The following is a 26,062-nucleotide window of genomic DNA, read 5'->3' on the forward strand; positions in this document are numbered from 1 at the left end:
CAGCGTCAGACCTTGTAGCAAAACTTCAAGAGCCGTGCAGAAATAGTAAATAGAAGTTCGGTGTGGCCCGGGGTTAGCTGACATCGTGGCCGTTTCCCAGTCAACCCAGGTCGACAACCCTGCCCCGGCCGACCGGTCCCGGGAGGGCCTGTGGCTCGCGATCGCCGCCTACGGCATGTGGGGCCTGTTCCCGCTCTACTTCCCCATTCTGGAACCGGCCGGCGCGGTGGAGATCCTGGCCCACCGCATGGTCTGGTCGCTGGTCCTGCTGGTGGTCGTGCTGTTGGTGCGCCGGCGCTGGGCCTGGGTCGGCCAGCTGCTGCGGCAGCCGGCGCGGCTCGGCATGCTCGCGCTGGCGGCGGTGGCCATCGCCGTCAACTGGGGCACCTACATCTACGGCGTGAACGCCGGCGACGTGGTGGAGACCTCGCTCGGCTACTTCATCAACCCGCTGCTGACCATCGCCCTCGGCGTGGTGGTGCTGCGTGAGCGGCTGGGCCCCGCCCAGTGGGTCGCGGTCGGCATCGGCGTGGTCGCGGTCGGCGTGCTCACGGTCGGTTACGGCCGGCCGCCGTGGATCGCGCTCATCCTGGCTGTCGCGTTCGCGACCTACGGCTTCTTGAAGAAGCGGGTCAACCTGCCGGCCATCGAGGGCCTGGCGGCCGAGACGGCGGTCCTGTTCGTGCCGGCCACGGCGTACCTGGTGGTGATCGAGGTGATCGGCGTCGGCACGTTCCTCGGTCACGGCGCCGGCCATTCGCTGCTGCTGGTCGGCGCGGGCCTGATCACGGTGGTGCCGCTGCTGTGCTTCGGCGCGTCGGCGATCCGGCTGCCGCTGTCGACGCTGGGGCTGGTGCAGTACCTGGCTCCGGTTTTCCAGTTCCTGGTCGGCATCCTGATCGACCACGAGCAGATGAACGCCACCCGGTGGATCGGGTTCGGCCTGGTCTGGCTGGCCCTGGCGGTCCTCGTGGCGGACGCCGGCCGACGGTTGTACGATTCTGGTCGTACAAGTCGACCGGAAGGGTGAGCTGTGGAACTGGGACGGGTAGGCATCTGGGGGCACGACATCGCCGATGACGTGCCGAGGTCCCGCGAGGCCGCGGCCGAGCTGGACGAGCTGGGCTACGGCGCGATCTGGATCGGCGGCAGCCCGTCGGTGGCGCGGGCCGAGAACGTGCTCGCGGCGACCACGCGGCTCACCGTGGCCACCGGCATCCTCAACATCTGGCAGCACGAGGCCGCCGACGTGGCCGCGCAGTCCAAGGCGGCCAACGAGAAGTTCAACGGCCGCTTCCTGCTGGGTCTCGGCGCCAGCCACGCCCCACTGGTGAAGAACTACGCCAAGCCGTTTTCGGCCATGCGTGACTACCTGGCCGGGCTGAACGCGGCCGGCCACCCGAAGCAGGAACGCGTGCTCGCCGCCCTCGGGCCCAAGATGCTGGAGCTGTCGGCCCAGGAGGCCGCCGGCGCGCACCCCTACCTCGTCACGCCCGAGCACACCGCCCGGGCCCGCGAGATCCTCGGCACCGGCCCGCTGCTGGCGCCGGAGCTCAAGGCGGTGCTGACCACCGACGTGGCCAAGGGGCGCGAGATCGCCCGCGACCATCTCAAGCTGTACTTCCAGCTGCCGAACTACACGAACAGCCTGCGCACGCTCGGCTTCACCGACGCCGACTTCGCCGACGGCGGCAGCGACCGGATCGTGGACGCCACCGTGGCCATCGGCGACGAGAACGTCATCGGCGACCGGCTCCAGCAGCACCTCGACGGCGGCGCCGACCACGTGTGCATCCAGATCCTCAGCGACCCGCTGCCCGTCGCCGAGTGGCGGTCGCTCTCCGGGTTGGCTCAGGGTCTTTCTTGAGCCCTCGACCGCAGGTCACGGCCAGAATCGGGGTACGGCACGCGCGGGTGGATGCCCCGTTCGTGTCGACCCTGATCCTCGCCGCGGCACGCGGCGCATGAGCACAGCCGACACGGTTGGTGACCGCCGTCAAGGCCTCCCGTCAGCTGGAAGACGGCTAACACCGCGGCCGATGAACGTGCAGACTGGGAACGTTTTGCACCGTCGGCCCTAGGGGGACCATTGGAGCGGACGCTGGCCTGGGACGGAGCCGCCGTCGTGGCCGTGGACCAGTGCGCGCTGCCGCACGAGCGGACCGTGCTGCGCCTGACGACACCCGACGAGGTCATCGACGCCATCAAGCGGCTGGCCATTCGCGGCGCGCCCGCGATCGGCGTGGCCGGTGCGCTCGCGGTGGCGCTGTCGGCGCAGCTCAGCGACGGTGATGACCAGTCCGTACGGGAGGACGCCGAGCGCATCGCCAACGCGCGGCCGACCGCGGTCAACCTCAGCTGGGCCGTGCGCCGGGTGCTGACGAAACTCCCCGGCGGTGCGCGGGCCGTGCTGGACGAGGCGCTGGCCATGCTGGAGGAGGACGAGCGGACCAATCACGCGATGGCGGCCCGGGCCGCCGACGCCGTGCTCGGCCTGACCAGCCGTCGCCCGCTGCGGATCCTCACCCACTGCAACACCGGCGCGCTGGCCACCGTGGCCGTCGGCACCGCGCTGGGCGGCATCAAGGAACTGGCCGCGCGTGGCCTGGTCGAAGAGGTGCTGGCCGGCGAGACCCGGCCGCTGCTGCAGGGCGCGCGGCTGACGGCGTGGGAGCTGACCCAGGCCGGCATCCCGTTCCGGCTGTGCGTGGACTCCGCCGGCCCGGCCGCGATCGCCGCCGGCCTGGTGGACGTGGTGATGGTCGGCGCGGACCGGATCACCGCCAGCGGCGACGTGGCCAACAAGGTCGGCACCTACTCGCTGGCCGTGGCCGCGGCCCGTAGCGGCATCCCGTTCGTGGTGGTGGCACCAGAGTCCACTGTGGACGAGTCCATTTCGGACGGTTCGCAGATCGTCATCGAGCAGCGGCACGCCGACGAGGTGATCGCCTTCCACGGGCACCGGGTGGCGCTGCCAGACACGCCGGTGTTCAACCCCGCCTTCGACGTCACGCCCAACGACCTCGTGACGGCGATCGTCACCGAGGACCGGGTGTGGCCGCAGCGGCCGGCCGGGCAGCTGGCCGAGATCGCCCGCGGCCTCTACCAGCGCGGCTGGCTGGACGGCACCGCCGGCAACCTGTCGGTGCGTATCGGCTCCCAGGCGCTGATCACCGCCAGCGGCCGCAGCAAGGGCGAGCTGACCCCGGCCGACGTCGTGGTGGTGGAGGCCGAGACCGGGGAGCGGATCTCCGGCCCGAAGCCGTCCGCCGAGACGTCCATCCACGCCGCCATCTACAAGGCGTTCGCGGACTGCGGTGCGGTGGTGCACGCCCATCCGCCGTACGCGACGGCGGTGGCGGCCAAGGCGATGGCCGCCGGGGAGAACTCGGTCCGCTTCACCGATTTCGAGATCATCAAGGGCTTCGGCGTCGCCGACCCCAGCTCGCTGACCGTGCCGGTGTTCACCAACTGGTCGGACGTGCCGCGCATCGCCGCCGAGATCGGGGAGCAGGTCGACGGCTCAGTGCCGGTGCTGCTGATCGGCCACCACGGCGTCACCGCCTGGGGACCTACCCTGGAGATCGCCCGCAACCGGGTGGAGTGCATCGAGGCCCTCTGCCGGCTGCACCTGCTCACGAACTAGGAGAACTTCGATGACGTTGCTGCAGGTCATGGCCGACGGCGACCGCGACGAGGTGTTGCTGCGCACCACCGACCTCGCGACGATCACCGCCGAGCTGGCTCCGTTCAACATCACCCTCGAGCAGTGGGACACCGTCGAGCTGTCCGACACCGCCGGCCAGGACGAGGTGCTGGCGGCCTACCAGGCCGACGTGGAGAAGGTGTCCAAGGCCGGCGACTACCGGCTGGTCGACGTGGTCCGGATGAAGCCCTCGGACGACCCGGAGTGGCCGGCCAAGGCCAAGGGCGCGCGGGAGAAGTTCCTCAACGAGCACACCCACGACGAGGACGAGGTCCGCTTTTTCGTCGAGGGCAAGGGCTGCTTCTACCTGCACCTGGCCGGCAAGGTGTACGCCGTGGTGTGCGAGCGCGGCGACCTGATGTCGGTGCCGGCCGGCACCACGCACTGGTTCGACATGGGCTCGCAGCCGGAGTTCTGCGCGATCCGGTTCTTCCAGGAGGAGGACGGCTGGGTCGCGGGCTTCACCGGGGACGGCATCTCGTCCCGGATGCCGACCCTGGACGAGTTGGTGTGATCGTCACCGACATCGAGGGCACCACCAGCGCCATCGCCCATGTGCACGACGTGCTGTTCCCTTACTCGCGGTCGCGTGTGCGGGAGTGGGTACGCCGGCCTGAGGCGGCGGAGGTGGTGCGGGAGGTGGCCGAGGATCCGGACGAGGCGGCCCGGATCCTGGTCGGCTGGATCGACGCGGACGTCAAAGCCACGCCGCTGAAGACATTGCAGGGCTTGATCTGGGCCGAGGGCTACGCCTCCGGCGAGCTCACCGCGCACGTGTACGACGACGTGCCGCCGGTGCTGGCGCGGTGGTCGGCCGAGGGTGTGCCGGTGTACGTGTACTCGTCGGGATCCGAGCTGGCGCAACGGTTGTGGTTCCGGCACACCCAACACGGCGACCTGCTCGGCCACTTCTGCGGGCACTACGACACGGTGTCGGCCGGGCCGAAGCGGGAAGTCGCCTCGTACCAGGCGATCGCGAAGTCCATCGGCGTGGAGCCGGGGGAGCTGACGTTCCTGTCCGACGTGGCGGCGGAGCTGGACGCCGCTGCCGAGGCGGGCTGGCACACCATCGGCGTCTCCCGGCCCGAGGACGACTCCCCGGACGTGGGCCGGCATCCCAAGATCAGCAGCTTCGCGGAACTCGACATATAAGTGCCTGAGAGCGGGACTCGCGGGGTTTCCGCGAGTCCCGCTCTCAGGCAATTGAATTACCGGTTTCAGCTGATGGTGAAGGGGGTTGGGCCGGCGAGGACGGTGTAACCGTCGTTGTAGCAGTACCAGGCGGCCCAGGAACCCTTGCCCGGGTTGAAGGTCAGCGAGCCGCTGGCGTTGGGCGCGTACTGCCAGGTCGTCGCCGCCTGCTGGCCCGGCACCACGCCGACCGGGTAGATGCCGATCCAGTTCTTGGCGCTGACCGTGGCGGCCGGCGTCGAGTACTGGAAGGTGCCCGGTGCGCCGGCGGTCAGCGTGCTGCCGCCGGTCGGGGTGGCGAAGGCGTCGTTGAGCGGCGTGGCGTACCGGTCGTTGGCGGTGATCGCGGGCAGGCCCAGCGCCGCCTCGATGGTGCGTCCCGCGCTGTAGTGGTCGTAGCGGGTGTTGCTGACCCGGCCGGCCGCGACCGTGCCCTGCGAGCCGACGACGATCGTGGCGACCTGGTTGCCGGCGCCGGACTCGTTCTCGTCCCAGGTGACGACCAGCAGCGAGCGCTGCGTGGTCCACGCCGGCGAGTGCAGGATCGGGTCGAGGGTCTGCTTCAGCCAGCCGTCCTGGACCTTCAGGCTGGTGGCGCTGCCGTTGCCCGAGGCCTCGCCGTCGTAGTAGTCGTCGGCCGCCAGCCAGGAGAAAGCCGGCGTGGTCGAGGCGCTGGCCAGGTCGGTGGCGAGCTGGTTGGTGTCGAACAGATGGGCCTGGCACCGGGCCGAGTTGCCGCTCACGTCGGTGTAGTTGATGAACGGCGCGTCGTCCGGCTCGTAGTACTTGTCGTACTGCGTGGTGGTGTTGCAGGGAGTTCCCATGCCCTGCTCGTACGCCTTCCAGCTCTTGCCGGCGCTTTCGAGCTCGTCACCGAGATTCTTGTTGGGGTCGTTGATGTTCGGGAAGTAGGTGGCGCCGTTCGCGTACGTGTCGCCGCCGGCGATGGCCAGGTAGTTCTCGTCGCTGGGGTGGTAGACGGCGCGGTAGTTCGCCATCGTCGTGCCCTGCGCCATCAGGCTGCGCAGGTACGGCGTGTCCGCGGCGTCGCCCATGATCGCCGAGTAGTTCGTGTTCTCCATCATGACCGTGAACACGTGGTCGTAGCCGGGAACCTGGCTCGGCGGCGGGGTCAGCACCGGCTGGCGCACCGGGGTCGACAGCGTCAGCGAGAGATTGTCGGCGTAGCCGGATTCCCCGGTGCTGTTGAGGAACCACACCTGCACGAGGATCGACCGCGTGCCGGCCGGCACGGCGCCGGTGGTGTCGCGGGCCAGGAACTCCGTCTGGCCGCCGCGATCGGACTCGCTGACGGTCGGAAGCTGTGCCGTGGCCCCGAGTTGGTGCGCGGAGCCGTCCAGGAACTGCGCGGAGACCACGGCGTAGCCGGCATAGGTGGTCCAGCCGCCGAGCCAGCCGGACAGGTCGTAGGTGACGCCGCCGCCGTCGATCGCCGTCGCCGCGGAGGAAACGTCGACGGTCTGCGACATCGCGCTGTCACCCTGGTCGCCGGGGGCGAGGAAAGCCTTGCCCGGCGCGGGATTCACCGGATGTCCGAACGAACCCGCCGAGTAGCAGACGACATCCGGGCTGCCGGTGGCCACCGTCCAGCCGGGCATGGTCGTCGCCGCGTGCCAGTCGGTCGTGCAGTAGCCCGCCTCGGCGTCCCCGCCGACGATCAGGTTGCCGCTGCCGGTCGCCGCGACCGCCGGCGCGCCCGCGAGCACGATCGCCAAGCTGCCTAAGAGAATCCCCAGCCGTCTCATGTGCTGCCCCTTCACCGCGTTGTGGTGCAGTGCAGTGTCGGGAGCGACGTTGAACCCCCGGCGAAGGGCAGACTACCGGCAGACCATCGTGTCGCCAATCCTTCACCCGCGGTTCAGACTTGGCCACTGGGGCCAAGTCTGAACCGGACAGGTGTACAACGTGGACAGACGCGGTTGGCTACTCGAAGGTCTCGCCGGCGGCGGCCTTCTTGCGCAGCAGCTCCGGCGGGGTGAAGCGGTCGCCGTAGCGCTGGGCCAGTTCCTCGGCCCGGGCGATGAAACCGTTCAGGCCGCCCTCGTAGCCGTTGATGTACTGGAGCACACCACCGGTCCAGGCCGGGAAGCCGATGCCGAAGATGGAGCCGATGTTGGCGTCGGCGACGGCGGTGATCACGCCCTCCTCTACGCACTTCACCGTCTCGATGGCCTCCGCGAACAGCATCCGCTCCTTCATGTCCTGGAACGGAATATTGTCGCCATCGCGGATGATGCCCGGCCCACCTGCAAAGGCACTGCCGAAGTGCTCGGCCAGGCCGGACCAGAGGCCGGCGCGCTTGCCGTCGGCGTACTCGTAGAAGCCCTTGCCGTAGGCGCGGCCGCCGCGGTCGAACTCCACCACCATGCGGTCGATGACCTGCTCGGCCGGGTGCGAGACCCAGGTGCCGCCGGCCGCCTCGACCGCCTTGCGGGACTCGTCGCGGATCTTGCGCGGCAGGGTCAGCGTCAGCTCGTCCATCAGCGACAGCACCGGCGCCGGGTAGCCGGCCTGGGTGCTGGCCTGCTCGATAGACGCGGCCGGCAGGCCCTCGCCCAGCATGGCCACGCCCTCGTTGATGAACGTGCCGATGACGCGGCTGGTGAAGAAGCCGCGACTGTCGTTGACCACGATCGGCGTCTTCTTCAGCTGCAGCACCACGTCGAACGCCTTGGCCAGCGCCTCGTCGCTGGTGTTGGCGCCACGGATGATCTCCACCAGCGGCATCTTGTCCACCGGCGAGAAGAAGTGCAGGCCCACGAAGTCGGCCTGCCGCTTCACCCCCTCGGCCAGGCCGGTGATCGGCAGCGTCGAGGTGTTGGAGCACAGCAGCGCGTCCGGCTCGACCACGTTCTCGATCTCGGCGAACACCTGGTGCTTGAGCTCGGTGTTCTCGAACACCGCCTCGATCACCAGGTCGCAGCCGGCCAGGTCGGCGACGTCCGCGGTGGGCGTGATGCGGGCCAGGATCTCGTCCCGCTTCTCGGTGGTCAGCTTGCCCCGGCTCACGGCCTTGTCCAGCAGGCCGACCGAGTAGTTCCTGCCCTTCTCGGCCGCCTCGGCCGAGACGTCCTTGAGCACCACCTGCATGCCGGAGCGGGCCGCGGAGTAGGCGATGCCCGCGCCCATCATGCCGGCGCCCAGCACCGCGACCTTCTTGGCCGTGTACTGCGGCACGCCCTGCGGCCGGCTGCCGCCCTTGTTGATGCTCTGCAGGTCGAAGAAGAACGCCTTGATCATGTTCTTCGAGACCTGGCCGGCCGAGAGCTGGAGCATGTAGCGGGACTCGATGCGCAGCGCGTTCTCGAAGTCGACCTGGCTGCCCTCGACCGCGGCCGACAGGATCGCCTTCGGCGCCGGCATCGGCGCGCCCTTGAGCTGCTTGCGCAGGTTGGCCGGGAAGGCCGGCAGGTTGGCGGCGAACTTCGGCACCGACGGCGTGCCGCCGGGGATCTTGTAGCCCTTGACGTCCCAGGGCTGCACGGCCTCCGGGTTGTCCTTGATCCACTGCTTGGCCCGCGACACCATCTCCTCCGGCGTCGCCACGACCTCGTCGACGATGCCGGTCTCCTTGGCCGCGGCCGGGGCCAGCTGCTGGCCCTGCAGCAGCAGCTTCAGCAGCGCGTCGGCGATGCCGAGCATGCGGACCGTGCGCACCACGCCGCCGGCGCCGGGCAGCAGGCCCAGCGTCACCTCGGGGAAACCGAAGCGGGACTTGGGGTTGTCCAGCGCGACCCGGTGGTGGCAGGACAGCGCGATCTCCAGGCCGCCGCCCAGCGCCGAGCCGTTCAGCGCCGCCACGACCGGCCGGCCCAGCGTCTCCAGGCCCCGCAGCGCCGCCTTGGTGCTGGTCAGCGTGGCCATGAAGCGCTCGCCGTCGGCCGGCGTGACCTGGCGCAGGTCGTTCAGGTCGCCGCCGGCGAAGAACGTCTTCTTGGCCGAGGCCACCACCACGCCGGTGATGTCGTCACGCTCGCGGCGCAGCCGCTCCACGACCTGCGTGACCGCGTCCGTGAACTCCTGGTTCATGGTGTTCGCGGACTGGCCGGGCGCGTCCATCGTCAGCGTGACGATGCCGTCGGAGTCCTTGTCCCACTTGAAGTACTCGCTCATGACCTCGTCCCTCAGACGCGCTCGACGATGGTGGCGAGGCCCATGCCGCCGCCGATGCACAGGGTGACCATTCCGCGGCGCAGCTCCCGCCGCTCCAACTCGTCCACGATCGTGCCGAGGATCATCGCGCCGGTCGCGCCCAGCGGGTGGCCCAGGGCGATCGCGCCGCCGTTGACGTTGACCTTCTCCCACGGGATGTCCATGTCGCGCATGAAGCGCAGCACCACCGCGGCGAAGGCCTCGTTCATCTCGACCAGGTCGATGTCGTCGACCGTGAGGTTGGCCTTGGCCAGCGCCTTGCGGCAGGCCGGGGCCGGGCCGGTCAGCATGATCGTCGGGTCCGCGCCGCTGACCGCGGTGGCCACGATGCGGGCCCGCGGGGTGAGGCCGAACTCCTGGCCGATCTGCTCGCTGCCGATCGCCACCAGGGCCGCGCCGTCCACGATGCCCGAGGAGTTGCCGGGCGTGTGCACGTGGTTGATGCGCTCCACCCAGTGGTACTTCTGCAGCGCCACCGCGTCGAAGCCGCCCATCTCGCCGATCGTGGCGAAGGACGGCTTCAGCTCGCCGAGGCCCTCCATCGTCGACTGCGGGCGGATGAACTCGTCGCGGTCCAGCACCGTCAGGCCGTTGCGGTCGCGGACCGGCACCACCGAGCGGTCGAAGTAGCCGTTGCTCTGCGCCTTGGCCGCGCGGGCCTGCGACTCCAGCGCGTAGGCGTCCACGTCCTCGCGGGAGAAGCCCTCGATCGAGGCGATCAGGTCGGCCCCGATGCCCTGCGGCACGAAGCTCGTGTCGTAGGCCGTCTCCGGGTCCATCGCCCAGGCGCCGCCGTCCGAGCCCATCGGCACCCGGGACATCGCCTCCACGCCGCCGGCCAGGATCAGGTCGTCCCAGCCCGACCGCACCTTCTGCGCCGCGATGTTCACCGCCTCCAGGCCCGAGGCGCAGAACCGGTTCAGCTGCACGCCGGCCACCGTGTTCGGCAGGCCCGCGGCCAGCGCCGCCGTCTTGGCGATGTCGGCCCCCTGGTCGCCGACCGGGGTCACGCAGCCCAGCACCACGTCGTCGATGCGGGCCGGGTCGAGGTTCGGGTTGCGGGTGCGCAGCTCGTCGATCAGGCCGACGAGCAGGGATACGGGCTTGACCTCGTGCAGCGACCCGTTCTGCTTGCCCTTCCCCCGCGGGGTCCGGACCGCGTCGAACACAAAAGCTTCGGTGCTCATGGCTGTGGCGCCTCCTGACTCGGGCATCACGTCGAAGGTAGCGCCGCCCCAAGTAACAATCAATCCGGCCTGCATGTATCACATACCGCCCGGAATGTGAGTTGGGTCTCTCCCTGATCGGGTGTTGATCGCTACTGGTCAGTGTTGGTCGCTACCGGTCATTACTGGTCGGCGTTATCGTGGCTGCATGGCTTCTCCGACGCATGCCCCGGAGCCCGACCGGTTCGCCGACCGGGCCGTCGAGACGCGTTCAGAGTGGGCCGGTGACGAGGAAGCGGCGGCCAGGTTCGGCTCCCCGGCCGCGATCCGCGCCGCGCTGCTATCCGAGCATGCCGCCGAGTTCGACGCCGCCTACGCCGCGGCGCTCACCTCGGCGCGGCGGACGCTCAGCCTGGACGAGCTGCACCATGTCCTGCGGGTGTGGCGGCGGGTGGCGTGGCAGACCGACACGGATGCCGACGCCGTCAAGGCGATGATCGAGGCCCAGCGGACGCGAACTCCCCGCGAGGGCAGCGTCTCGTGGGACGACCTTAAGGCTGAACTGGGCATCTGACGGTTCCGTTCCATGTCCTACGAGCTCGACATCGACCCGAACGCGCGTGCCCAGATCAGGGCCCTGCCGCCGACCGCGCTGGGGCGCTGGCTGACGCGTTCAAGGTTCTTGCGCTGGTGCCCGAGCGAGGTGAGCCGCTGAACGCCGACAACCCGGATGGTGGCCTCTACCAGTTGGTCTTCGGCGGCGGTCCCGGCCTGGTCACCTACCTGCTGCTCGCCGACCAGCGGCGGGTCGACGTGCTGATCGTCAACTGGGTATCGGTTGCCCCATAGGGCCGCCGTCGGCTCGATCACGGACGCCACCGGATCCGCGTCGCTACCGTGGCCGGATGCGCACCCCGGACGACATTGTGGACTTCCTGGTGGCCTTCGCCTGCCGGCAGGCCTCCGAGGTGATCCCGGTGCCGGGCGGAGTGGCGGTGCGGCATCGGGACTTTCCCGTCTCGTACAACAACAATCGGATCCTGGTCCGAGAGACGGTGGAGCCGGCGGAGCTGCTGGCGGCGGCCGACGAGGTGATGCGGGACCTCGACTACCGGGTGATCGTGTTCCTTGACGACGAGGCGGGCCGGGCGTTCGAGGGATCGGCGTTGGCGGCCGGCTACCGGCCGCATCCGTTGGTGGCGATGCGGTTCGAGGGGGAGACGTCGCCGGCGCCGGCGGTCCCGGTGGAGTCGCTGGAGCTGCCGGTGATGGTCGAGATGCTGCGCAAGGAGTGGCGGGCCGACGAGCCGGAGCTGCCGGAGGACGAGGTGGGGCAGCTGGCCACGAGGGTGCGGGAGCGGCACAAGGGGGCCGACGAGGTGCACTTCCTGGCCGTCCGCCAGGACGGCGAACCGGTGTCGCGGGCGGATTTCTATCGGCGCCAGGCCATCGCGCAGATCGAGTACGTCACGACGCTGCCGGCGTATCGCGGCCGTGGCTATTCGACGGCGGTGATGCGGGAGGCGCTGCGGCGGGCCCGGGGCTGCGACACGGTGTTCCTGTTCGCGGACGGCGACGACTGGCCCCAGAACTGGTACGGCCGACTGGGATTCGCCCCGGTCGGCCGTTTCCACGAGTACGTGCGGGCGTGCGGCGGGTGGTGAGCTCCCCTCCGGCTCACCACCCGCTGGACCAGCGTGCCGACTCCACGAGGCGATGCCATGTGCGCCTGGGCATGGACGCGCCCTGGGCGCGAAACGGCCGGCCGGGGCGACCCCGGCCGGCCGTTTCGGGAGCCGGTTACTTGGCCCACGGCACCTGCGGCGAGGCGTAGAAGTTCACGCCCTGCGCCTTCCACCGCGGTCCCTGCGCGGCCAGCCGCGTCTTGAACGTGTTCCAGTCGTGCGAGGCCGCCTGCGACCAGCCCAGCTCGGCCAGCTCGGCCAGGCGCGGGAAGGCCATGTACTGGATGTCGGCCAGCCGGACGATGGTCTCCGTCCACAGTGGACCTTCGACGCCGTTCACCTGGGAGGAGTTCACGCCGGTCAGGTACTTGCCGGGATCCCAGCTGTAGGCGTCCTTGGCCTCGATCAGGCCAGCCCAGTCCTGGCCCAGCGGCGTCTGCTCGGTGTACTTCATGTCCAGGTAGGCCAGGTTGGCCGGGGACAGGATGAAGTGCGTGCCCTTCTTGGCCGCCGCCTGGACGCTGGCGTTGGTCGGCGTGGTGTCCCAGTACTGCCCGATAGTCGAGGGCAGCAGCGCCGCCTTGCTGATGTCGTGCCAGCCGATCGCGGTCTTGCCGTGGTTGGCCACGATCTGCTGCACCTTGGCGACAAACGTCTTGTAGTCGGCGTCGCTGGTGGACTTCGACTCGTCGCCGCCGATGTGGATGTAGGGGCCGGGGGTCAGCGCCGCGAGCTCGCCGATCACGTCGTCCAGGAACTTGTAGGTGACGTCCTTGCCGACACAGAGCGTGCTGAAGCCCACGTCGGTGCCGGTGTAGAGCGGCGGGGCGACGCCGTTGCAGTTCAGCTCCGCGTATGAGGCCAGGGCCGCGTTGGTGTGGCCCGGCATGTCGACCTCGGGGATGATCGTGATGTACCGGCTGGCCGCATAGGCCACGATGTCCTTGTACTGGGCCTGCGTGTAGTAGCCGCCCGCGCCCCCGCCGACCTCGGTGCTGCCGCCGTAGGTGGCCAGCTTCGGCCAGCTGTTGATCTGCAGCCGCCAACCCTGGTCGTCGGTCAGGTGCAGGTGCAGGGTGTTGACCTTGTAGCGGGCGATCTCGTCGATGTAGGTCTTGACCGTGTCCACGCCGAAGAAGTGGCGGGCCACGTCCAGCATCGCGCCGCGGTAGGCGAAGCGCGGGTGGTCGGTGATCTTGCCGCCCTGGATCGTCCACGGGCCCGGCTGCGTGGTGTTGGCGTCGATGCTCGCCGGCAGCAGCTGCCGCAGCGTCTGCACGCCCTCGAACAGGCCCGCCGGCTTGTTCGCCGTCAGCACCACCGAGCCGGCGTTCACCGTCAGCTGGTAGCCCTCGTCGCCGAGGGAAGCGTCCGGTGCGATCAGCAGCTGGATCGGGTCCACCGCGTGCGCCACGAACGACTTGTCCACCGGCAGTGCGAAGCCGGTCGCCGGCCGCAGCACGCCGGCCAGGTAGTCGCCAACTGACGCCGCCTGGCCGCTGGCCGCGATTCGCGCCCCGCTGGCCAGCGTGAACGTCGAGCTCGCTTGGGTGGCCGACGCCGGGGCCGGCACCACACTGGCGTACGGCACCGCCTTCGGCTTCACCGGCGCCGCCTCGGCGGACGCCGCCGCGGACCCGAGCATGGTGAGGGCGGCGGCCGCAACGACCAGCCGCCGGGGGATTGTTGACATGACTGGGTGTCCTCCCGAGCCGGGGACCGGGACATGGCGGCGGAAACCCATTGGATACAGCCCCGGGCGGACTGTCAAGGTATAGACCACTTTGATGCCGCGCGTTCCGCGCGGGCTCGGCCCCCGGGGTAGCCGATGCCTCGCCCTCTTCAGGTTTGCGAAGCCCGATTTCCTCAGGCCCGAACCCGTAGCGTCGAGACGCCGCGCAGGATGAAGTGGTCGCGGTAGGGCGGGCGGTCGTCGACCAGCGTCAGGTCGGGCAGGGCGGCGAGGCCGGCCAGGGCGAGCTGGCCCTCCATGCCGGCCAGGGGAGCGCCGAGGCAGAAGTGGATGCCCTGGCCGAAGGACACGAGCCGGCCGGACTGGCGGGTGAGGTCGAGGCGGTCGGGGTCGGGGAACGCCTCGGGGTCGCGGTTGGCGGCGCCGAGGACCATGGAGACGATCTCGCCGGCGGCGACGTGGTGGCCGGCGACCTCGGTGTCGGCCAGGGCGATCCGGGAGACGAACTGCACGGGGGGGTCGTAGCGGAGCAGCTCATCAGTGGCGGCGGGGGCTTGGTCGGGGTGCTCGCGCAGGAACGCCAGCTGGGACGGGTTGCGCAGCAGGGCGAGGGCACCGTTGCCGATGAGGTTGACGGTGGTTTCGTGCCCGGCGACGAGCAGCAGGGCGAGGATGTCCAGCAGCTCCTGCTCGTCGAGCTTGTCGCCGTCCTGCTCGGCGGCGATCAGGCCGGTCAGCAGGTCGGTCAGCAGGTCGTCGGCGGGGTGGCCGCGGCGGGCGGCGATGAGTTCGCGGAAGTAGTTGTCGAACTCGAGCTTGGCCTGGTCCCGCCGGACCAGCTGCTCGGGCGTCTGCAGGAAGTCGGGGTCGATGCCCCGGGCCATCTCCTCGGACCAGCCGCTGAACCGGCGCTGGTCCTCGACCGGCACGCCGATCAGCTCGCTGATCACCATCACCGGCAGCGGATAGGCGAACGCGTCGATCAGGTCGAACTCACCGGCCCCGCGCAGCGGATCCAGCAGCTCGGAGACCCGCTGCTGGATCCGCGGCCGCAGCTCGCGGATGACCTTCGGGGTGAAGGCCCGGCTGACCAGGCCGCGCAACCGGGTGTGGTCGGGCGGGTTGAGGGTGAGGAACGACAGGTGGTCGATGCGGCCGTTCATGCCCTCGCCGTGCCCGAGTTTCTGGTCCCGCAGCGCCGCCTCGCAGTCGGCGTGGCGGGTCAGCGTCCACATGCCCAGCGGGCTGTGGTGCACCGGATCGGTCTCGCGCTGCCGCCGGTAGACGGAGTACGGGTCGTCCCGGAAACCGGGCCGCAGGGGGTCGAAGCCGAACGGCGTCTGGTCAACGGTCAACGTCATGACACCACTGTGGCCCCGCTCCCACGCCGCGTCAACAGCGTGACGAGAAAAATCGACACGCTGTCGAAAATGACCCGGACGGTACGATCGCGTGGTGTCCGCACCCACCCGCCGTCGAGGCCCCAGCAAGGGGGACCGCAAGCAGGAAGCGCTGCTGGAGACGGCGGAGCGGCTGCTGGCGGTCAAGCCGCTGGCCGAGATCGGCATCGAGGAGCTGGCCCGGGGCGCCGGCATCTCCCGGTCGAGCTTCTACTTCTACTTCGAGTCCCGGCAGGCGATGCTGCTGGCGCTGCTGGCCCGGGTCTCCGACGACCTGGTCACGCAGGTCGTCGAGTGCTGGCTGGAGCCCCAGTCGGACATGCGCAAGACCGTGCGGCAGAGCATCGGGCTGGCGGTGAAGATGTGGCACGAGCACGGCGCGGTGCTGATGGCGGCGGACAGCCCGGACGCCCCGCCGGAGGCCAAGGAGTTCATGGCCGACATGACCGGCCGGCTGGTCGCGGCCACGGTGGACATGATCGAACGCGGTCGTGAGACGGGGGCGGCCCCGGCGGGACCGCCCTCCGCGCACGCGCTGGCCACCATGCTGGTGGGCATGACCGAGCACGTCATCTCGCACAACGCCGGCGCACTCGGCCAGGACGAGCTGGTGGACACGCTGACCGCGATCTGGCACCGCGCGGTCTTCGCGGCGGACTAGTCGGACGCGAGCTCGCCCTGAGCGGCGGCGAACTTGGCCCGCACGCGACCGACGTACCACCTGGTCCACACGGCCAGCAGCACGAACGCGGCGACCAGCATCACCGTCGACACGGTGACCATGACCTCGATCGGCAGGAGGAACACCAGCGGAACCCGCAGCAGTGCCTCGAGCACCAGCCCGGCGCCCCAGACCACGGACAGCGTGAAGAAGGTCCGGCGGAAGCCGGCGTTCTCCTGCCACTGCTGGCCGAACTCGGCCTCCCGGCCGGGCTGCATGCGCAGCGCCGCGAAGTAGATGAGCGGCTTGCCGAACAGGCAGCTGACCAGGAAGGCGACGCCGGCGACGAAGGTGCCGGCCGATTCCTTGACGAGCAGGAAGCGGGCGTCGCCGGTGGCGAAGGACAGCACCAGGCCGACAGTGAACACGCCGACCATGAACGCCGAGAACAGCTGGAACTTGCGGTCCTTCACCGCCACGAACAGCGTGCGCAGCAGCGCGATGACCGAACCGGTCAGCAGCGCCACGAAGTCGCTGGCCCCCAGCCAGTGCGCCACGAAGTAGGCCAGCGCGGGCACGCCGACGTCCACCAGCAGCGATCTGAGCATCGTTGCCACGCCGGGGGCATCGGTCTTCTCCGTCATCGCGTGAGTTCTCCGTCCGGAATCCAGGACCCGTGGAAGCCGGCCGGCACCCGACGGGGCAGCAACACCGCCGCGACCGGTTTGGCGGCCAGGTCGGTGGCGTCGTGCACGAGTAGTTGGGAGGCGACAGTCGGATCGGTGTTGGTGGCGATCGACAGCAGCCAGCCCTCATCCTCCCCGCTGGAGTCCTCGGCGGGAACGAACACCGCTTCGCCGGCGCGCCAGTTCTCGCCGAGTTCATGTCGGGCCACCACGCCGCGGTCGGTGTCGTACTTGACGATGGCGCTCTGGTCGACCGCGTACAGGTAGCGGTTGGGCAGCCCGACCCGCCGGTCGTCCACGGTCGGGAACTCGGCGGCGCCGTCGTCCAGCTCCTGCTCGGTGACCTTGCCGGTGGCCGGGTCGAGGATCCAGCGGTGCAGCTTGCTCACGGCCAGCGCGGCGGCCTGCTCGGCGCGCGGGGCCGTGCCGCCGATGTGGGACCAGCTGGCGAACCAGGCCTCGCGGCTGTAGCGGATGGCGTCCAGCACGACCCGGCCCTGCTCGTCCTCACGGGCGTTGCCCACGTGGAAGACGTAGCACGGCTCCACGTCGAACCACTGGACGATCGGATTGTCCTTGCCCATCAAGCCGATCCGTGACGTGTACTGGTCGCTCCACTGGTACGGCATGCCCCGTCCGACCAGGTCCAGGTCGAACACCACCGGCAGGTCCAGCCACACCACGTGGTTCCGGGTGATGGCGAAGTCGTGCATCATCGTCGGCCCCGGCACCTGCACCGGGAAGTTGGTGATCAGCTGGCCGTCGGCCGAGAGCCGGTGGTAGGTCAGGAACGGCGGCTGGAACCCGTAGTCGAACAGGTGCAGCTCACCGGTCTCCGGGTCCTCCTTGGGGTGCGCGGTCATGCCGGTGGTGAGCCGGCCGTCGAAGTCGCACGGGCCGAGCGTGTCCAGGTCGGGGCTCATCTCGTACGGGAAGCTGGTCTCCATCAGCGCGAAGATCCGGCCGCCGTGCTCGATCACCGACGTGTTGGCCGCGCCGGCGGCCAGGTCGCGGGTGCCGTCCGGGCGAAGGTAGGACGCGCCCTCCAACCGCCTGGTCTGCACCCAGCGGTTGCGGTACCACTCGGCGCGGCCCTGGTTCAGGCGAACGCCGTGGATCATGCCGTCGCCGGTGAACCAGTGGCCGCTGTCCTGGCCCGGCTTCGGGTTGGGGCCGTTGCGGAAGTAGCGGCCGGTCAGCTCGGTCGGGAGCGCGCCGGTGACCTGCAGGTCCAGCGCCTCGATCTCGTCGGGGACCGGCGCCAGGTGTCCGGCCAGGTAGCTCGGTGACTGTTCGCTCATATCCCAAAGGTGACACGTGGACAGTGACATGTCAATACTGACATGACGACGGTGGGAGGTGGATACGGGGCGTCAACGGGACCGCTCGATCCCGTCACCTCGTCAGGTTCGCTGACACCGCCGGGCCGGCCGGCTGGCAGAGTGTGGGGCCTCGTCGGTAGCCGAAGCGGAGGACGCCATGCCCGAGGCGAGCGAGTACGCGCGGGGGGTGCCGTGCTGGATCGACCTGTCCAGCACGGATGTCAATGCCAGCAAGGAGTTCTACACGGCGCTGTTCGGCTGGGAGTACTTCGTCGGACCGCCGGAGACCGGCCACTACACGCAGGCGCTGCTCGGCGGGCACAGCGTCGCCGGGCTGATGCAGCAGATGCCGGACCAGGGCGAGACGCCGGTCGCGTGGACCACCTACCTCAAGGCTGACGACGCCGCGGCCACCCACAAGGCCATCGTCGAGCACGGCGGGCGGGCCATGACCGAGGTGATCGACGTGATGGGCGAGGGCAAGATGGTCATCGCCGCCGATCCGACCGGCGGCGTGTTCGGCGTGTGGGAACCCGGCCGGCACATCGGCTCGCGGCTGGTCAACGAGCCCGGCACCTGGATCTGGAACGAGTTGTCCACGCCCGACGCCGCCCGGGCCCGGGCCTTCTACGCCGACGTGTTCGGGGTGGAGATCGCCGATCCCATGCCGGGCATGGACTACACCACGTTCCGGGTCGACGGACGGGACGTCGGCGGCATCTTCACCGTGCCGGACGCCCAGCCGGACTGGCGGGTGTACTTCGCCGTCGCCGACACAGACGCCACCGCGGCGATCGCCGACAGCAAAGACGCGGCGGTGGTCAGCGAGCCCAAGGACACGCCGTTCGGCCGGATGGCCGTCATTCAGGACCCGCAGGGCGCTGTCTTCGCCCTGATGTCCGGCCCGCAGAGCTGAGGCCTGCTCAACTTCACCGGCCAGGGCCATTCCTCTCGATCAAACGGGAGGAATGGCCCTTTTGTCTTGCTTCCCAGCGGGTTCCGCCCGATCGGGCACAACCGCCGTCGCCCGGGAAAACCCGGATGCTACGGGCCGGCGTCGCCAGCACGATCGACTTCGGCGCCGACCCGGCGCCGACGTGAGAGTCACGAGGAGGGCCAAGTCATGAAGAAGATCGCGGTTCGCCGGACCACCCCGGTCACGCTCACCAGCCCGGCGCAGGCGTACACGAACTGCGCCTGACCTGACGCGCCGGGTGCGCCACGGCGCACCCGGCGTTTCGCCGGCCACGAGGGGACCTGACCATGCCCGGACCGTCGCTGGACCTCTACGACCTCACCATCCTCCCCGAGCACGACGAGTTCCTGGTCGGCCGCCCGGAGACCGACGACTTCGTGGTGCTGCCGGCCGACGGCGTCGCCCTGCTCAGGCGTCTGCAGGACGGCGAGGAGCCGGCGGCCGCCGCCGACTGGTACCGGCTCACCTACGGCGAGTCGGTGGACATCGACGACTTCGTGGACACGTTGCGGGAACTGGGTTTCGTCCGCACCGGCGGCGAGACCGAGGCGGTCCGGGCCGAGGTTCCGCTGCGGCGGCTGGGGCGGTGGGCGTTCTCGCCCCTGGCCTGGATCCTGTACGCGGCGGTGGTGGCCGCCGCCGTGGCGTCCGTGGTGGCGCAGCCGCGGCTGCTGCCCCGGCCGGAGAGCGTGTTCTTCAGCGATTCCCTGGTCCTGGTGCAGGTCGTGCTCGCGATCGGCCAGCTGCCCGGCATCTTCCTGCACGAGTCGCTGCACGTGTTGGCCGGCCGCCGCCTTGGCCTGCCGACCAGGCTCGGTGTCGGCCGGCGACTGGTCTACTTCGTCTTCGAGACGACCCTGGTCGGTCTGCACGGCGTGCCCCGGCGACAGCGCTACCTGCCGTTTCTGGCCGGCATGGTCGGCGACCTGCTGTTCACGTCGGTGCTCACGCTGATCGCCGCCGCCGACAGCTCCTGGGTCGGCCGGCTCGCGCTGGCCCTGGCCTACAGCACACTGCTCCGGCTCGCCTGGCAGTTCTACCTGTTCCTGCGCACCGACCTGTACTTCGTCTTCGTCACCGCGCTGGAGTGCACCGACCTGCACGGCGCGACGAGAGCGTTGCTGCGCAACCGGTTCTCGCGCCTGCTGGGTCGGACCGCCGCGCCGGTGGACGAATCCCAGTGGACCGAGCGGGACCGCGCCACCGCCCGCTGGTACGCGCCGTTCATGCTGGCCGGCTATGTCTGCGTCATCGCGGTCACGCTATTCGGGGTGATCCCCGTGTTCACTGTCTTCGCCCAGCGGCTGATCGGCCGGATGGGGCACGGCCTGGTGATCGACGGCGCCTTCTGGGACGCCGCGGTCTCGCTGGCCCTGGTCCTGCTCCAGATCGGCCTGCTGATCACCGTCTCGATCAGGGACCGGCGGCGCCGCGCGCTCGTGCCGGCCTGAACTGGAGGTTGCCATGTCCCAGAACACAGTGCACGTCGACGGCCACCGGGCGCGGCGCGGGCCCTACACCGCGGCGGGCAACCTGATGCGCGCCATCGTGCCCGAGACCTTCGAGCGCGACCCGCGGCTGGTTCGCTCGCACGTGATCGAGATCCTGTCGGTGGCCCCGGAACTGGTCGACCTCATCGGCGCGGCCCCGGGCACGCTGACCTCGCTGGCCGTGCCCAAGGAGCGGACCCGGTTCTACAATCCGTTGCGCACCAGGCGAATCGCCAACGGGCTGGCCGAGTTCGTCAACGACTACACGAATCTGCGGGGCGGCGCGGAGCTGCGCTTCGGCGCCATGGCCGAGGCCGATCCCACGGACCAGGAGTTCCTGGAGATCCTGACCCGCCGGGCCTGCCCCGCGCTGACCGTGATGCTGGATCCGCCTTCGCAACGGCCGGCCACCGGCTCGCGCGGTCACGACGAGTTGGTCCGCGCCTACATCGACTCCGACGGAACCTCGTGCGACGCCAACGAATTGGCGGCCTATGAGCAGGCCGACCCCGAGCTGCGGGCCGCACTGCACGACGCCCGCGCCGACGAGCTCGATCGACGCGGCGAGCAGACGTTGCGGCTGGGGCCCATTCCGTACCACCGGGAACACGGCAGCGACCCGGCCGGCGCAGGGGCCGATGCCCTGATGGCAGCGGTCAACTACTGCCTGGACATGGGCTACTACCACGCCGTGCTGGACATGGCGATGCGTGGCCGGGCGCTCATCGACCCCGAAGCCCGGCCGGAGCTGTACTGGCAGATCAGCACCAAGGCGACCACGGCCCTGGCCCTGCTGGACCGGGTCGACGAGGCCGAGGCGATCTACGTCGAGCTGCGGGGCCTGCGTGCAGACTGGAAGGTGCACATGGCCTCCGCGTACGCGTTGGCCATGCTGTACACCAGGTTCCGCCCGCGCGAGCAGCGCGACCACGTGACGGCCAAGGCGCACATCAACACCTCCATCGCCATCGCCGAGATGATCGAGGACCCCGAGCTGCGGACGTTCAACAGCGTGTTCAACCGCAACGGGCTCGCCCTGGTCGAGATGCACCTGGGCAATCCCGAGGAGGCGCTACGCCTGCTCGTCGAGGGCGCCGACCGGCTCGACCGGGAACTGGCCCCGGACCGGCACCTGCTGCACCGGTCGGTGCTGCGGCACAACCGGGCCCAGGTCTACAACATGCTCGGCGACCTGGACGCGTCGCTGGCCGAGCTGGACTGGGTCATCAAGATCGACCCGAACTACGCCGAGTACTACATCGACCGGGCCGGGGTCCAGCACCGCCGCGGCCAGGATGAGGCCGCGCTCGCCGACTACAACCACGCGGCCAGCATCACGCCCCCGTTCGCCGAGCTGTACTACAACCGAGCCAACCTCTACTTTTCCATGGGTGACACGGCCGCGGCGATCGCCGACTTCGCCTACGCGCTGGAGCTGGAGCCCACTCAGCTGGAGGCCCGCATCAACCTGGCCACCACCCTGCTGGAGACGGGCGATCTGGACGGGGCCGCCCGGCAGGTCACTGACGGGCTGGGCCACCACCCGGACTGCGCGGACCTGCTGGCGGTGCGAGGCCTGCTCGCCGCGGAGGCCGGTGACGCCGACCGCGCACTTGCGGACTTCGACGCCGCGCTCCGGGTGGACCCCGCTCTGGTGACGGCGCTGGCCAACCGGGCGTTGCTGCGGTACGAGAACGGCGAACACCAGGCTGCCGTGGACGATCTCACTGCTGCGCTGGCTGCTGGCGAGGACCCGGATCTGTTGTACAACCGTGGGTTCGCCTATCAGGCCATGGGCGAAGACGGGTTGGCCGCCGCTGACTACACCCGGGCGCTGGAGCTGCCCGGCGCTGATCGGGAGGAACTGTCGGCCCGACTCGCGCTGTGCCGGCAGGAGGTCGCCTGAACTGCGGGGTGACGAACAGGTGATGGTCCACCGGTAGCACTGGGGTGTATGGCGATGTCGTGTCGTGAGAACGTGGCGAGGGCCTACCTGGCGGCGGCGGTGGAGCTGATCGGCGGCCCCGAGCCGGATCAGGCCCGGCACCTGTTGGGAGTGGCCAAGCATCTCGCCGAGTCGTGCGGCGCGGCCGAATTGGTTGCCATGGTAGTGAACGCGCAGCGGCGGTTGGGGGCGCGGTTGCCTCGGCCCCGGGCCGCGCTGTCCGCGCTGACCGGCCGGGAACGGGAGGTCGCGCAGGCCGCGGTCGAGGGGCTGACCAACGACGAGATCGCCCGGCGGTTGTTCCTCCGGCCCAAGACGGTCGAGGGCTACCTGACCTCGGTGTACCGCAAGCTGGGGGTGCGCCGCCGGCCTGCGCTCGTCGCCCTGGTGCTGGGTGATCCTGTTCAAGGCGAGTCCGGGCGGCGGCAGGTGGGGTCGGCCGGCGAGACGGGGCAGACCCCACCCGAGCTCTCACGCCGCGGCCGGCATGGTCTCGCCGGTCGGCGCCGGGGTGGTCGGCTTGCTGCCGCCACCACCGTTGTTGCCGCCGGTCCCGCCACTGCCGCTGTCGTGGCCGCCACCGCCGCCGAGCAGGTTGCTGAGCAGGTTGGACAGCGAGTCGAGCAGGCCGCTGACCAGGCCGGTCACCGAGTCGAGGATGCCGCTGCGGGGCTGCGGCGCGTACAGGGCGGTGGCGAGCTGGTCGCGCTGCTGCTCGGCGCGGGCGAGGTACATGGCGGCGTCGGGGCTCAGCGCGTCCCGCCCGCCGTGCGCGGCGGCCAGCACGGGGTTGAGCTCGGAGACGGCCGTCTTCAGCGCGGCGACGTCCTGGGCCTGCCAGGCCGCGGCGAGGCGGTCCCGGCCCTGCTGAACCTGTTGGGCCAGGGTGGGATTACTGGACTGGGCGGCGGCTGTGCTCACGCCTGCGACGCCGAGCACGGCGGCGACCAGGGTGGCGGCGATGATCCCGACTACGGTCTTGGGCATCGTTGACCTCTGGGGTGGGAGGCGATAATCGGACCGCCCCATGGTTGACCCGTGAAGCACTTTCCGCGCGGGCTAGATCACCCGATCGGGGAACTCCGCCTGGAACAGGCCCAGCAGAGGCGTTGCCTTGACGGCGGTTTCCTCGTACTCATCGTCCGGATCGGACAGTGCCACGACCGCGCCGCCGACGCCGTAGTCGACTTGGCCGGGCGTGACCACAGCGGTGCGGATCACCACGCTGAGGTCGACAGCGCCGTTGAGCGAGAAGTAGCCGACGGCCCCGGAGTACACGCCCCGCGCGCTGCCCTCCAGCCGGTCGATGATCTTCATGGTGCGGATCTTCGGCGCGCCGGTCATCGAGCCGGGCGGGAACGCCGCCCGTACGCAGTCCACCGGCGACGCGTCCGGCCGCAGCCGCGCGGTGATCGTCGACACCAGTTGGTGCACGGTCGCGTAGCTCTCCACGTCGAACAGCGACGTCACCCGGACGCTGCCGACCTCGGCCACCCGGGCCAGATCGTTGCGCACCAGGTCGACGATCATCAAGCTCTCCGACCGGTCCTTCTCGCTGGTGCGCAGTTCCTCCCTCAGCTCGGCATCCCGGCCAGGGGACTGCCCGCGTGGCCGGGTTCCCTTGATGGGCTTGGACTCCACCACGCCGTCGGCGTCGATGCGCAGGAACCGCTCCGGTGACGTGCTGAGCACGTGCAGGTCGCCGAACTTCAGCAGCGCGCCGAACGGGGCCGGGCTGGTCCGCCGCAGGAACCGGTAGGCCGGCCAGGGATCCACGTCGGCCTCGACGGTGATCCGGTTGGTGAGGTTGACCTCGTACGTCTCTCCCTCCACGATCGCCTGCTGGCAGGCGGTCACGGCGTCGAAGTACTGCCCCCGGTTGTGCCGCAACGAGATCGGGGCCGGCGCACACGCCTCGGCCGTTGGCATGTCCACACGGGACACCGCGTCCAGCAGTGACAGCTTCGCCGGATCCAGGGCCAGCACATAGGTTGTGTCCTCGGCGTGGTCGAACACCACCGCGTGGTCGGCGAACATCATCGCCGCGTCCGGGTAGGGCGACTCGTGCACGGCATCGCCGCCGCACTCGGACTTCAGCTCGTAGCCGAGATATCCGATCCACCCCAGGGTGAAGTCGAACGGCACGTCCGCGACCGCCCGCACCGTGCCGAGCTCGCCGGCCAGCCAGTCGAAGAAGGACCCGTCGGTGGCCGTGACGCGCCGCGAAGCCGAGCCCATGATGGAGAAGCGGTCGATCCCGTTGCTGTCCAACCAGAAGGCGTTCTCCGCGGGCCGGAACAGCTGGTCGAACACGACTTCCGGGTCGTGGCTGGTGGGCATTCGGCGCACGTGAACGGGAACCGGCTCGGCGGGCCTGGTGCTGGGTGCCAGCCCGGCTTCGGTCGAAGCATCACGGCCGGTCGTGATCACCGGCCGCGGCCGCGCCGGCGTCAGGTCGACGAAGTTGCGCAGCAGCTGGTGACCGTGCTCGGTGCGGATCGACTCCGGATGGAACTGCACGCCCCACAACGGTCTTGTCCGGTGCCGCAGCCCCATCAGCACACCGTCCGGCGTCCAGGCCATGGCCAGCAACTCTTCCGGCAGGTCGGTGACGGCCAGCGAGTGGTAGCGCACGGCCCGGAACGGCGACGGCAGCCCGGCGAACAGGCCGGTGCCGCCGTGCTCGACCGGCGAGGTCCGCCCGTGCCGGGGCTCGTCGGCCCGCCGGACCTTCGCGCCGTGCTGGTGGGCGATCGCCTGGTGGCCGAGGCAGACGCCGAGCAGCGGCCGGTCGCAGCGGTCGATGAGCTCGCGGGCCAGGCCCAGGTCGGTCTCGTGCTCCGGGGTGCCGGGCCCGGGGGAGACCACCACGTTGTCGAACTCGGCCAGCAGCCCCGGGGTCAGCGCCGGGTCGTCGTTGCGCAGCACGGCCGGCGCGCACCCGCTGACCTCGGCCAGGTAGTGGGCCAGGTTGTGGGTGAACGAGTCGTAGTTGTCGACCAGCAGCGTGCGCACGCGGCGACGGTAACCGACTGAACCGGTCCCGGGCACCGAATGTGCTGCGCCGAACGGTAGCCACGCCACGGCGGAACGACGGCTCACCACTTCGAGCGACGAATAGAAAACGCTGTGTCGACAACGGGAGCGCCGAAGACTGAATACCCCTCACCAATTCGGGTCTGGAGTATACAAGTCGACGGCCTCGGGAAGGGAGGCGTCGTGCTGCGCAAACCGGCCGCCGCGATCGGCGGTTTCTACGCCACCTCGCTCGACTCGGTCCGGTTCGCGTTCCGCCGCCCTTTCCAGACCCGCGAATTCCTGCGCCAGGCCTGGTTCATCGCCGGTGTCTGCCTGGCCCCGACGCTGCTGATGTCGATCCCGTTCTGCGTCATCACGGTGTTCCAGCTCAACCAGCTGCTGATCGAGCTCGGCGGTGCGGACCTGTCCGGCGCGGGCGCCGGCCTCGGCGTGGTGCGGGAGATCGCGCCGCTGGTCAGCGCCCTGGTGGTGGCCGGCTCGGGGGCCACGGCGATCTGCGCCGACCTGGGCGCGCGGCGGATCCGGGAGGAGATCGACGCGGTCCAGGCGCTGGGCCTGCACCCCGTGCACCGGCTGGTGGTGCCGCGGGTGTTGGCCGCGACGGTGGTCGCGCTGTGCCTCAACGGCATGGTCACCCTGGTCGGCCTGCTGGCCGGCTACGTCTTCTCGGTGTACGTCCAACACGCCAGCCCGGGGCTGTTCGCTGCCAACCTCACACTGCTCACCGGCCCGAAGGACTTCATCGTCAGCGAATTCAAGAGCGCGGTGTTCGGGCTGCTGGCCGGGCTGGTCGCGTGCCACCTCGGACTGACGGCCAAGGGCGGCCCGAAAGGCGTCGGCGACGCCGTCAACCAGACCGTCGTGTGCGGTTTCCTGTTGTTGTTCCTGGCCAACAGTCTGATCACCGCGTTGTTCCTGAGGAGCTGACG

The 26,062-nt window shown here is 70.0% G+C and carries 22 protein-coding genes and 2 pseudogenes; 15 read left to right on the plus strand and 9 right to left on the minus strand.

What is annotated here, in order from left to right:
* The first annotated feature begins 85 nt into the window (after positions 1-85).
* The 6 genes and pseudogenes from rarD (at position 86) to mtnC (ending at position 4,858) form a co-directional block, all read left to right on the plus strand.
* The gene (rarD, locus tag JJ691_RS44340; RefSeq protein WP_249227421.1) at positions 86-1,030 is read left to right on the plus strand and encodes an EamA family transporter RarD; all 945 of its coding nucleotides are present in this window, start codon (positions 86-88) and stop codon (positions 1,028-1,030) included.
* A gap of 3 nt (positions 1,031-1,033) precedes the next feature.
* Positions 1,034-1,867, plus strand: coding sequence for an LLM class F420-dependent oxidoreductase (locus JJ691_RS44345; RefSeq protein ID WP_211765395.1), 834 nt, complete (start codon positions 1,034-1,036; stop codon positions 1,865-1,867).
* Positions 1,868-2,089: 222 nt separating this feature from the next.
* Positions 2,090-3,076: pseudogene (mtnA, locus tag JJ691_RS52705) on the plus strand (S-methyl-5-thioribose-1-phosphate isomerase); the annotation flags it as partial.
* Entirely contained in the window at positions 3,053-3,646 is a 594-nt protein-coding gene (gene mtnB / locus JJ691_RS52710) for a methylthioribulose 1-phosphate dehydratase (protein ID WP_249228345.1), read from the plus strand. The pseudogene mtnA and the gene mtnB, both read left to right, overlap by 24 nt.
* A gap of 10 nt (positions 3,647-3,656) precedes the next feature.
* Positions 3,657-4,220, plus strand: coding sequence for a 1,2-dihydroxy-3-keto-5-methylthiopentene dioxygenase (locus JJ691_RS44355; protein ID WP_211765397.1), 564 nt, complete (start codon positions 3,657-3,659; stop codon positions 4,218-4,220).
* Complete coding sequence (gene mtnC / locus JJ691_RS44360; RefSeq protein ID WP_211765398.1) at positions 4,217-4,858, plus strand: acireductone synthase; 642 nt, start codon at positions 4,217-4,219, stop codon at positions 4,856-4,858. Before JJ691_RS44355 ends, mtnC begins: the two co-directional genes overlap by 4 nt.
* Positions 4,859-4,923: 65 nt before the next feature.
* Here mtnC and JJ691_RS44365 read toward each other — a convergent pair whose 3' ends face one another.
* From JJ691_RS44365 to JJ691_RS44375, 3 genes are all read right to left on the minus strand, one after another.
* Positions 4,924-6,663: an alkaline phosphatase family protein gene (locus tag JJ691_RS44365; protein WP_211765399.1), complete on the minus strand. Its 1,740-nt coding sequence runs from the start codon at positions 6,661-6,663 to the stop codon at positions 4,924-4,926.
* A gap of 178 nt (positions 6,664-6,841) precedes the next feature.
* On the minus strand, positions 6,842-9,031 hold the full coding sequence (locus JJ691_RS44370; protein WP_211765400.1) for a 3-hydroxyacyl-CoA dehydrogenase NAD-binding domain-containing protein: 2,190 nt from the start codon (positions 9,029-9,031) through the stop codon (positions 6,842-6,844).
* 11 nt (positions 9,032-9,042) lie between these two features.
* Positions 9,043-10,257 (minus strand): acetyl-CoA C-acetyltransferase, encoded by a 1,215-nt coding sequence (locus tag JJ691_RS44375; RefSeq protein ID WP_211765401.1) that lies wholly within the window; start codon positions 10,255-10,257, stop codon positions 9,043-9,045.
* A 187-nt stretch (positions 10,258-10,444) separates the two neighbouring features.
* On the opposite strand from JJ691_RS44375, the gene JJ691_RS44380 reads away from it, so the two are divergent.
* The 3 genes from JJ691_RS44380 (at position 10,445) to JJ691_RS44390 (ending at position 11,900) form a co-directional block, all read left to right on the plus strand.
* Entirely contained in the window at positions 10,445-10,810 is a 366-nt protein-coding gene (locus JJ691_RS44380; protein WP_211765402.1) for a DUF6247 family protein, read from the plus strand.
* Between the two features lie 116 nt (positions 10,811-10,926).
* Complete coding sequence (locus JJ691_RS52715) at positions 10,927-11,085, plus strand: hypothetical protein (protein ID WP_249227422.1); 159 nt, start codon at positions 10,927-10,929, stop codon at positions 11,083-11,085.
* 56 nt (positions 11,086-11,141) lie between these two features.
* The gene (locus tag JJ691_RS44390) at positions 11,142-11,900 is read left to right on the plus strand and encodes a GNAT family N-acetyltransferase (protein ID WP_211765403.1); all 759 of its coding nucleotides are present in this window, start codon (positions 11,142-11,144) and stop codon (positions 11,898-11,900) included.
* A 136-nt stretch (positions 11,901-12,036) separates the two neighbouring features.
* Here the strand turns inward: JJ691_RS44390 and JJ691_RS44395 are convergent, their stop codons facing one another.
* Both JJ691_RS44395 and JJ691_RS44400 read right to left on the minus strand, forming a co-directional pair.
* Positions 12,037-13,614, minus strand: a complete 1,578-nt coding sequence (locus JJ691_RS44395; protein ID WP_211765404.1) for a beta-N-acetylhexosaminidase — start codon at positions 13,612-13,614, stop codon at positions 12,037-12,039.
* Between the two features lie 173 nt (positions 13,615-13,787).
* Positions 13,788-14,975 carry a cytochrome P450 gene (locus tag JJ691_RS44400; RefSeq protein ID WP_211765405.1) on the minus strand — a complete coding sequence of 396 codons (1,188 nt, stop codon included), beginning with the start codon at positions 14,973-14,975 and terminating at the stop codon, positions 13,788-13,790.
* A gap of 94 nt (positions 14,976-15,069) precedes the next feature.
* Between JJ691_RS44400 and JJ691_RS44405 the strand changes: the two genes are divergently transcribed.
* Positions 15,070-15,675, plus strand: coding sequence for a TetR/AcrR family transcriptional regulator (locus JJ691_RS44405; protein WP_211765406.1), 606 nt, complete (start codon positions 15,070-15,072; stop codon positions 15,673-15,675).
* On the opposite strand, the gene JJ691_RS44410 is transcribed toward JJ691_RS44405, so the two are convergent.
* On the minus strand, positions 15,672-16,319 hold the full coding sequence (locus JJ691_RS44410; RefSeq protein ID WP_211765407.1) for a VC0807 family protein: 648 nt from the start codon (positions 16,317-16,319) through the stop codon (positions 15,672-15,674). The two genes, JJ691_RS44405 and JJ691_RS44410, sit on opposite strands and share 4 nt — an antisense overlap.
* Positions 16,316-17,662, minus strand: coding sequence for a carotenoid oxygenase family protein (locus JJ691_RS44415; protein ID WP_211765408.1), 1,347 nt, complete (start codon positions 17,660-17,662; stop codon positions 16,316-16,318). Before JJ691_RS44415 ends, JJ691_RS44410 begins: the two co-directional genes overlap by 4 nt.
* A gap of 178 nt (positions 17,663-17,840) precedes the next feature.
* Between JJ691_RS44415 and JJ691_RS44420 the strand changes: the two genes are divergently transcribed.
* The 4 genes and pseudogenes from JJ691_RS44420 to JJ691_RS52720 form a co-directional block, all read left to right on the plus strand.
* Positions 17,841-18,599, plus strand: coding sequence for a VOC family protein (locus tag JJ691_RS44420; protein WP_211765409.1), 759 nt, complete (start codon positions 17,841-17,843; stop codon positions 18,597-18,599).
* 347 nt (positions 18,600-18,946) lie between these two features.
* A complete protein-coding gene (locus tag JJ691_RS44425; RefSeq protein ID WP_211765410.1) occupies positions 18,947-20,110 on the plus strand; it encodes a hypothetical protein in 1,164 nt (387 codons plus the stop codon).
* A 13-nt stretch (positions 20,111-20,123) separates the two neighbouring features.
* Positions 20,124-22,055: a tetratricopeptide repeat protein gene (locus JJ691_RS44430; protein WP_211765411.1), complete on the plus strand. Its 1,932-nt coding sequence runs from the start codon at positions 20,124-20,126 to the stop codon at positions 22,053-22,055.
* A gap of 198 nt (positions 22,056-22,253) precedes the next feature.
* Positions 22,254-22,469 (plus strand): annotated as a pseudogene (locus JJ691_RS52720) (response regulator transcription factor); the annotation flags it as partial.
* 96 nt (positions 22,470-22,565) lie between these two features.
* Here the strand turns inward: JJ691_RS52720 and JJ691_RS52725 are convergent.
* Entirely contained in the window at positions 22,566-23,081 is a 516-nt protein-coding gene (locus JJ691_RS52725; protein WP_249228378.1) for a hypothetical protein, read from the minus strand.
* Between the two features lie 72 nt (positions 23,082-23,153).
* The gene (gene pabB, locus JJ691_RS44440; protein WP_211765413.1) at positions 23,154-25,109 is read right to left on the minus strand and encodes an aminodeoxychorismate synthase component I; all 1,956 of its coding nucleotides are present in this window, start codon (positions 25,107-25,109) and stop codon (positions 23,154-23,156) included.
* Positions 25,110-25,313: 204 nt separating this feature from the next.
* On the opposite strand from pabB, the gene JJ691_RS44445 reads away from it, so the two are divergent.
* The gene (locus JJ691_RS44445; protein WP_249227423.1) at positions 25,314-26,060 is read left to right on the plus strand and encodes an MlaE family ABC transporter permease; all 747 of its coding nucleotides are present in this window, start codon (positions 25,314-25,316) and stop codon (positions 26,058-26,060) included.
* Positions 26,061-26,062: the final 2 nt, after the last annotated feature.

Source organism: Kutzneria sp. CA-103260 (assembly GCF_018263855.1).
Taxonomy (GTDB): Bacteria; Actinomycetota; Actinomycetes; order Mycobacteriales; family Pseudonocardiaceae; genus Kutzneria.